Origin of the sequence: Streptomyces sp. NPDC047981 (assembly GCF_040653315.1) — a bacterium.
In the GTDB taxonomy this organism is placed as follows: Bacteria; Actinomycetota; Actinomycetes; order Streptomycetales; family Streptomycetaceae; genus Streptomyces.
The window spans coordinates 1-7,126 of record NZ_JBEZNQ010000155.1 but is presented as its reverse complement, the minus strand read 5'-3'; the positions used below and the strand labels follow the sequence as shown (position 1 = coordinate 7,126).

Below are 7,126 nucleotides of genomic sequence, written 5' to 3'. Positions count from 1 at the left end.
GCCGGGGGGGCACCGCCCGTTGTGCGATTCGCCGGCGCGGGAACCGCAGTCCCGATGGCCGTCGTCCAGCTGGTCTGCGCGGCCGGCGCGCTGGCCTGCTTCCTGGGCCTCTGCCGCCCCTGGAGCCCCCGACCGCCCGCCTGAGCCGCCCCCGAGCCGACCGCCCGAGCCCGCCTGAGGCCCCCTGAGCACCCCCGGTCGCCCGTCCGAGCGCGCCCGCGCAGGCCGCCTGAGCACCCCCGACCGCCCGCCCGAGCGCGCCCGCGCAGGCGGCCTGAGCACCCCCGATCGCCCGCCCGAGCCCGCCCGCGCCGACCGCCCGAGCCGCCTGCGTCGAACGCCTAAAATGTGGAGGTGAACGCCTCCTCCCTCTCCTCCGGCCGGGCTTCCGGTGACGGGCTGCGCGCCGCGCTCGCCGGGCTCCTCGACGGTCTGCCGCCGCGCCAGGCGGCCTCGGCCGTCGACCGGCTGATCGCCAACTACCGGGGGACCACCCCGACCGACGCCCCGGTGCTGCGCGACCGTTCCGACGTCGCCGCGTACGCCGCGTACCGGATGCCGGCGACCTTCGAGGCGGTACGGGCGTGCCTCGACGCCCTGCGGGACGCGGCGCCCGACTGGGAGCCGGCCACGCACACCGATGTCGGCGGCGGCACCGGCGCGGCGAGCTGGGCGGTCGCGGAGGCCTGGGACGGCGCCCCGCGCACGGCCGTCCTCGACTGGGCCGAGCCCGCGCTCGCCCTCGGCCGGGAACTGGCGGACGGCGTCTTCGCCGCGGAGTGGCGCCGGGCCCGGATCGGCGGGGCCCTGCGGCTCGACGCGACGGACCTGGTGACCGTCTCGTACGTCCTGAAGGAGCTGACCGAGGCCGACCGGACGGCGCTCGTCACCGAGGCCGCGCGGGTCGCGCAGGCGGTCGTGATCGTCGAGCCCGGCACCCCTGACGGCTACGAGCGGATCATCGCCGCGCGCTCCCTCCTCGTGGAGGCGGGCTTCACCGTCGCCGCGCCCTGCCCGCACAGCGGGGCCTGCCCGATCGAGCCGGGCAAGGACTGGTGCCACTTCGCGGCCCGGGTGAGCCGGTCCTCCCTGCACCGGCAGGTGAAGGGCGGCTCGCTGCCGTACGAGGACGAGAAGTTCGCCTACGTGGCGGCGACCCGGTTCCCCGTCGCGCCCGCGGTCTCGCGGGTGACCCGGAGGCCGCAGATCCGCAAGGGCCAGGTGCTGCTCGACCTCTGCGGCCCCGAGGAGACCGGGCTGACCCGCGAGACGGTCACGAAGCGGCACGGCGCCCTGTACAAGGCGGCCAGGGACGCCGAGTGGGGCGACCCCTGGCCCCCGGAGTAGTCGGCGCCGGGGGGCCGGGGGCCGCCCGGCGGCTCAGGGGCGCAGCTCCTGGGTGCAGCACTTCACGCTGCCGCCGCCCTTGAGCAACTCCGACAGGTCCATGCCCAGGGGTTCGAAGCCGCGGTCACGGAGCGGTTCGAAGAGCCCCACCGCCGACTGGGGCAGCAGCACGTGGTGGCCGTCGCTCACCGCGTTCATGCCGAGCACCGAGGCGTCCCGCTCGGTCGCGAGCAGGGCGTCCGGGTAGAGCCGCGCCAGCACCTCCCGGCTGCCGGGGGAGAAGGCGCCGGGGTAGTACATGACCTCGTCGGCCTCGGCGTCCAGGACGCACAGGGCCGTGTCCAGGTGGTAGTAGCGCGGGTCCACCAGCTCCAGGCCGACGACCGGGCGCCCGAAGAACTCCTGTGCCTCCAGGTGGGAGAGCGGCGTGGAGCGGAAGCCCCGGCCGGCCAGGATCCACGAGGAGGTCACCGCGAAGTCGCCCTCGGCCTCGTTCACGTGCTCCGGCTCGCGCACCTCGGTGTAGCCGCTGGCGCGGAACCAGTCCAGGTGCGCGGCCTCCTCCCCGGTGCGCTGCGGGTGGGCGAAGCGGGCGCCGAGCACGCGGCCGTCCACCACGGTCGCGCCGTTGGCGGTGAAGACCATGTCCGGCAGGCCGGGGCGCGGGTCGAGCAGTTCCACGGTGTGGCCGAGGGCGCGGTAGCGGGCCGTCAGGTCCTCCCACTGGGCGAGGGCGAGCGGCAGGTCGACCGGTTTCGTGGGGTCCATCCAGGGGTTGATGGAGTACGTCACCTCGAAGTGCGTGGGTGGGCACATGAGGTAGCGGCGGGGCGAGGCCTCGCGCGGGGTCTGGCGCAATGAGAGCTCCTCACGGACGGAGAGTCAGTCGTCGGACGGTGCTTATGGTCCGCCTTCGACCGGCTGGGCGCAGTGAACCGTTCGGGTGGTTCCACGGAACATCAGGAGGGAACAGTTGAGCGAGACGCTACGTCTCGTTGGCTGCTAGATTGGGGTCATGCCCGACTCCAGGATCCCCACGACCAAGAGCTCCGACACCAAGGGCCCCGGCGCCACGAGGTCCGGGGCCAAGAGTTCCGGCGCCACGAGCTCCGGGGCCACGAGCTCCGGGGTCACCGCCAAGGCCCCCGACGCCTCCCGGCGCAGCGAGCGCTCCCGCCGCGCCATCTTCGACGCCGCCCTCGCCCTCGTCTCCGAGGCCGGGTACGCCAAGACGACCGTCGAGGGCATCGCGGCCCGCGCCGGCGTCGGCAAGCAGACCATCTACCGCTGGTGGCCCTCCAAGGCCGCCGTCCTCCTCGACGCCTTCCTCGACCTCGCCGTGCAGGCGAACGAGGCCCTCGGCGGCGACGCCGACAGTGAGATCCCCGACACAGGCGACCTCGCCGCCGACCTGAAGTACGTGCTCCGCGCCACCGTCGACGAGCTGAACGACCCCACCTACGACGCCCCCACCCGGGCGCTGGCCGCCGAGGGCGTCGTGAACCCCGGGCTCGGCGCCCAGTTCGTCGAGCAACTCCTCGAACCCCAGCTCCAGTACTACGTACGCCGCATCGAGGCCGCCCAGGCGGCCGGCGACGTCGACCCGGCCGTCGACCCCCGCGTCGCCGTGGAACTGCTCGTCGGACCCCTGAACCACCGCTGGCTCCACCGCACCCTGCCGCTCACCCACGCCTACGCCGACACCGTCGTCGACTACGCGCTGCGCGGGCTCGCGCCCAGGGCGTAACCCCGTCACGTACCCCGGTAGGGGACTCCGGTCACCTGAAGCACCGGAAGATGCGACGATGGGCAGAGCCGAACGGGCGAGCACAGGTGTGAGGGGATAGATGGGCGACGGTATCGGCCGCTACCGCGGCACGGAGAGCAGATTCGCGCAGTGGCTGCGCAGGCGCCCGAAACGCACCGTGGCCGAGGACGAGAACCGCCGCGAGGCGCTGCTCCTGGAGATCGCCGCCGCCGGACTTCCCCTCGCCCCCGCCGCGTACCCCGTCGGCTACCGCTGCTCCTGCGAGCGCATCGGCTGTCCGACCCCCGCCCGGCACCCCGTCTCCTTCGCCTGGCAGACGCAGTCGACCACCGACGCCGCCCAGATCGAGCGCTGGGCGAGCAACCAGCCCGAGGCGAACTTCATCACGGCCACCGGCATGGTCCACGACGTCCTCGACGTGCCGCTCGCGGCCGGCCGGGCCGCCCTGGAGCGGCTCCTCGACCAGGGCGTGGAGGTCGGACCCGTCGCCGAGTCCGCCGAGAGCGCGGGCGACGGCGGCCGGATGCTCTTCTTCACCGCCACCCGCGGCACCCCCGAGGACGAGGACGAGTGGTGGCCCTGCGAGCTGGACTGTCATCCCGAGACCATGGACGAGCACCCGGGCCTTCGCTGGCACTGCCGCGGCAGCTACGTCCTCGTACCGCCGGCCCGGCTCATCGGTGACGAGGACGAGCAGACGTCGGTCACCTGGGTCCGCGGCCCCGAGCACGCACTGCCCGACCCGCTGAACCTCCTGGAGACCCTCACCGACGCCTGCGCCCGGCACGCGGCCGAGCGCGGCGACCAGCACACCGAACCCGAGGTCGCCTGGCCCCTGGGCCGCCGCTGAGGAACCGGTTCGCCGCCCGGGCGCGCGGTTCCGCGAGGGCCGTTCAGCCCCTGGGCGGGAGCGGGCCGCCCAGGCACGCACACGTACGTACGGAGGCTACGAGCCCTTCGCCGCCGTGACGCCCTGGAGCCGGCTCGCGACCGTGACCGCGTCCGCGGTCGTGCCCGCGGGCTTCACCAGGACCGACTGGCTCGACACCCACTCCTTCGTGACGGTGTTCTTCACCTCGCCCGTCATCAGCGCCTTCACCTCGTCGCCGACCTTCGGCCGGTACCCCTGGGCCGCCGTCTGCCGCTCGAAGTAGCGCGTCGCGAAGAAGACGAGGGCTCCGCCGTCCTCGGTCGCCAGGGCCAGCGGCGTGAAGTCCCCGGTGTCCGTCGGCTGGTCGACGTACTGCGTCGCCAGGCCGACCCGCTTCGCCTCCTTCTGCCGCTCCTCCCGCCAGCCGGTGGTGTGCGGCCCGGACGCGAAGGAGCCCAGCTCCCCGCCGCCGAGGAACGTGGTGTAGCTCCGGCCCAGGTCCTTCGGCGCGACCGCGAGGCCGGTCGCGTCCACGGCGACCGGGACGGCGAAGCCGCCGTCCGCCTTGAACGCGGGGCGCTCGTCGGGCGTCAGGATCGTCAGGTACGCGGCTTCCCACAGCTGGTCGGGGCCGTTGCGCACGAAGGCGATGAGCCAGCGGTTGTCGCTGTTCTCCGTGCCGGTGTCCCGGTTGGAGTCGGCGTCCGCGACGAACCAGCGCGGCCAGCCCGCCTTCTTCGGCACGACGAACGTCGCGTCGGTGAGCTCCAGGGGCTTGTGCTCCGGGTTGCCGTCCGGCTGGGTGACCGAACGGGCCTTCATCGCGGCCTGGTTGATCGCCCCGAACGCGCCCGTGACCCGGTCCGCGTCCAGCTTGGGGTCGTGCTCCTTGTCGGCCTCGTTGTACGCGGCGAGGAAGTCCGCGAGCGCCTGCGCGGCCTCGGTCTTCGTGGCCGCCGGGACGACCTCCCGCTCGCCGTGCACGGTCACACAGCCGCTCGCCGTCAGCGCGAGCGCGCCCGCGACCGCCGTCGCCACGAGAACCCTCGACGGCCGCCCCAGTCCGGCGCGTGCCGTCGACAGCTCAGTTCGTGCCCTCGACGGGCGCCTCGGCCTTCTCATCGGTCGCCTTCTGCTTCTCCACCGGCACGGACGGACCCGACCCTACCGGGGCCAGGAACAGCGCGAGCGTCGGGATCAGATAGAGCGCCCACACCGTGACCTGAAGGACCGTCGGGTCGGGCTGGAAGTTGAAGACGCCCTTGAGGAGCGTCCCGTACCAGCTGTCCGGCGGGATCGTCGCCGAGACGTCGAACGCCTTGTCCGCGAGACCGTCCAGGAAGCGCGCCTCCTGCAGGTCGTGCACGCCGTACGCGAGGACACCGGCCGCCACCACGACCAGCATGCCGCCGGTCCAGGTGAAGAACCGCGCCAGGTTGATCCGCAGCGCACCGCGGTAGAACAGCCAGGCGAGGAGCACCGCCGTGGCGATGCCGAGCAGCACTCCGACGAGCGGCGCCGACGTGCCGTCCGAGGACGCCCGCACGGACGCCCAGACGAAGAGCGCCGTCTCCAGGCCCTCGCGGCCCACCGCCAGGAAGGCGGTCGCGACCAGGGCTCCGGTGCCCATCCGCAGCGCCGAGTCCAGCCTGCCGTGCAGCTCCGCCTTGAGATGCCGCGCCGTGCGCCGCATCCAGAACACCATCCAGGTGACCAGGGCCACCGCGAGAATGGAGAGCGAGCCGCCCAGCAGCTCCTGGGCCTCGAACGTCAGCTCCTGCGAGCCGAACTCGAGACCGGCACCGAAGGCGAGCGCGATCCCGACCGCCACCCCGATGCCGATCCAGATCGGCCTCAGGGCGTCCCGGCGCCCGGTCTTCACCAGATAGGCGATGAGGATGCAGACGACCAGACCGGCTTCGAGGCCCTCGCGCAGCCCGATCAGATAGTTGCCGAACACGTCGGTCCCTTCCCGCTCTCAGGAGAACAGCGCCCGGCCCCACCAGTCGTCCGAGTCCCGGACGCCCGGCGGGACGGCGAAGAGCGCCGAACCCACGTGCTGGATGTACTCGTTGAGGACGTCCGCGCGGGCCAGCGAGGTCTGCACCGGGATGAATCCGGTACGGACGTCCCGCTGGTACGCGAGGAAGAACAGGCCCGCCTCCAGCCGGCCGAGGCCGTCGGTGCCGTCCGTGAAGGAGTAGCCGCGGCGCAGGATCGTCGCCCCGTTGTTGGAGTCCGGGTGCGAGAGGCGCACATGGGCCTCCGGCTTCATCGCTTTCAGGAACGGCTCGTCGTGCTCCTTGGCCTTGCCGACGGGCGCGCCCTCCTTCTTGTCGCGCCCGAAGATGTCCTCCTGCTCCTGGAGCGGAGTACGGTCCCAGGTCTCGACGTTCATCCGGATCCGGCGCGCGACCAGGTACGAGCCGCCCGTCATCCAGGCGGCCGCGCCCGGGGCGTCCTTGGCGGCGACCCAGACGTGCTGGTCGAGGCCGGCGGTGTCGGTGCCCGCGATGTTGCGGGTGCCGTCCTTGAAGCCGAAGAGGTTGCGCGGGGTCTGCGCGTCGGGGGTGGTGGAGGACGTCTTGCCGAAGCCGAGCTGCGACCAGCGGACGGCGACCTTGCCGAAGCCGATCCTGGCCAGGTTCCGGATCGCGTGCACGGCCACCTGAGGGTCGTCCGCGCAGGCCTGGACGCACAGGTCGCCGCCGCTGCGCGTCCGGTCCAGGTTGTCGCCGGGGAACGCGGGCAGGTCGACCAGGGCGCCGGGCCGCCGGTCCTTCAGCCCGAACCGGTCGTCGAAGAGGGAGGGCCCGAAGCCGATGGTGAGGGTGAGCCGGGACGGCTTGAGGCCGAGGGCCTCGCCGGTGTCGTCCGGCGGGGCCTCCGGCAGACCACCGTACGCGCCCTCGCCGACCTCGTGCCCTGCCGTCATCCGCTCGGCGGCCCGCGTCCAGTCCTTCAGGAGCTGGACGAGTTCGGCCCGGTCCTCCGTCTTCACGTCGAACGCGGCGAAGTGCAGCCGGTCCTGGACGGCCGTCGCGATCCCGGCCTGGTGGGCGCCGTGGAAGGGGACGGCCGAGCCGCTGTCGGCGGCGGGCACGGGCGCGTCCCCGCCACGGCCGAGCGCGACGGCGCCG

The 7,126-nt window shown here is 73.4% G+C and carries 7 protein-coding genes and 1 pseudogene; 4 read left to right on the top strand and 4 right to left on the bottom strand.

What is annotated here, in order from left to right:
* Both AB0E14_RS38840 and AB0E14_RS38835 read left to right on the top strand, forming a co-directional pair.
* Positions 1-144, top strand: a pseudogene (locus tag AB0E14_RS38840) (Bcr/CflA family drug resistance efflux transporter); the annotation flags it as partial.
* A 210-nt stretch (positions 145-354) separates the two neighbouring features.
* Complete coding sequence (locus tag AB0E14_RS38835; RefSeq protein WP_362430013.1) at positions 355-1,347, top strand: small ribosomal subunit Rsm22 family protein; 993 nt, start codon at positions 355-357, stop codon at positions 1,345-1,347.
* Between the two features lie 33 nt (positions 1,348-1,380).
* Here AB0E14_RS38835 and ddaH read toward each other — a convergent pair whose 3' ends face one another.
* Positions 1,381-2,205, bottom strand: a complete 825-nt coding sequence (gene ddaH, locus AB0E14_RS38830) for a dimethylargininase (RefSeq protein ID WP_362430010.1) — start codon at positions 2,203-2,205, stop codon at positions 1,381-1,383.
* 157 nt (positions 2,206-2,362) lie between these two features.
* Here ddaH and AB0E14_RS38825 point away from each other — a divergent pair, with 157 nt between their 5' ends.
* Positions 2,363-3,094, top strand: a complete 732-nt coding sequence (locus AB0E14_RS38825; RefSeq protein WP_362430007.1) for a TetR/AcrR family transcriptional regulator — start codon at positions 2,363-2,365, stop codon at positions 3,092-3,094.
* A gap of 100 nt (positions 3,095-3,194) precedes the next feature.
* On the top strand, positions 3,195-3,965 hold the full coding sequence (locus AB0E14_RS38820; RefSeq protein WP_362430004.1) for a bifunctional DNA primase/polymerase: 771 nt from the start codon (positions 3,195-3,197) through the stop codon (positions 3,963-3,965).
* Positions 3,966-4,061: 96 nt separating this feature from the next.
* Here AB0E14_RS38820 and AB0E14_RS38815 read toward each other — a convergent pair whose 3' ends face one another.
* The 3 genes from AB0E14_RS38815 to efeB all read right to left on the bottom strand — a co-directional run.
* Entirely contained in the window at positions 4,062-5,024 is a 963-nt protein-coding gene (locus tag AB0E14_RS38815) for a hypothetical protein (protein WP_362430001.1), read from the bottom strand.
* 46 nt (positions 5,025-5,070) lie between these two features.
* A complete protein-coding gene (efeU, locus tag AB0E14_RS38810) occupies positions 5,071-5,946 on the bottom strand; it encodes an iron uptake transporter permease EfeU (protein ID WP_362429998.1) in 876 nt (291 codons plus the stop codon).
* Positions 5,947-5,964: 18 nt separating this feature from the next.
* On the bottom strand, positions 5,965-7,126 hold a 1,162-nt coding region (efeB, locus tag AB0E14_RS38805; RefSeq protein WP_362429995.1), incomplete at its 5' end, for an iron uptake transporter deferrochelatase/peroxidase subunit.

What these genes read in the sequence shown, in the direction of transcription:
- AB0E14_RS38825 (WP_362430007.1), top strand. Translation starts at nt 2,363, where the DNA reads ATGCCCGACTCCAGGATCCCCACGACCAAGAGCTCCGACACCAAGGGC.
- AB0E14_RS38820 (WP_362430004.1), top strand. Translation starts at nt 3,195, where the DNA reads ATGGGCGACGGTATCGGCCGCTACCGCGGCACGGAGAGCAGATTCGCG.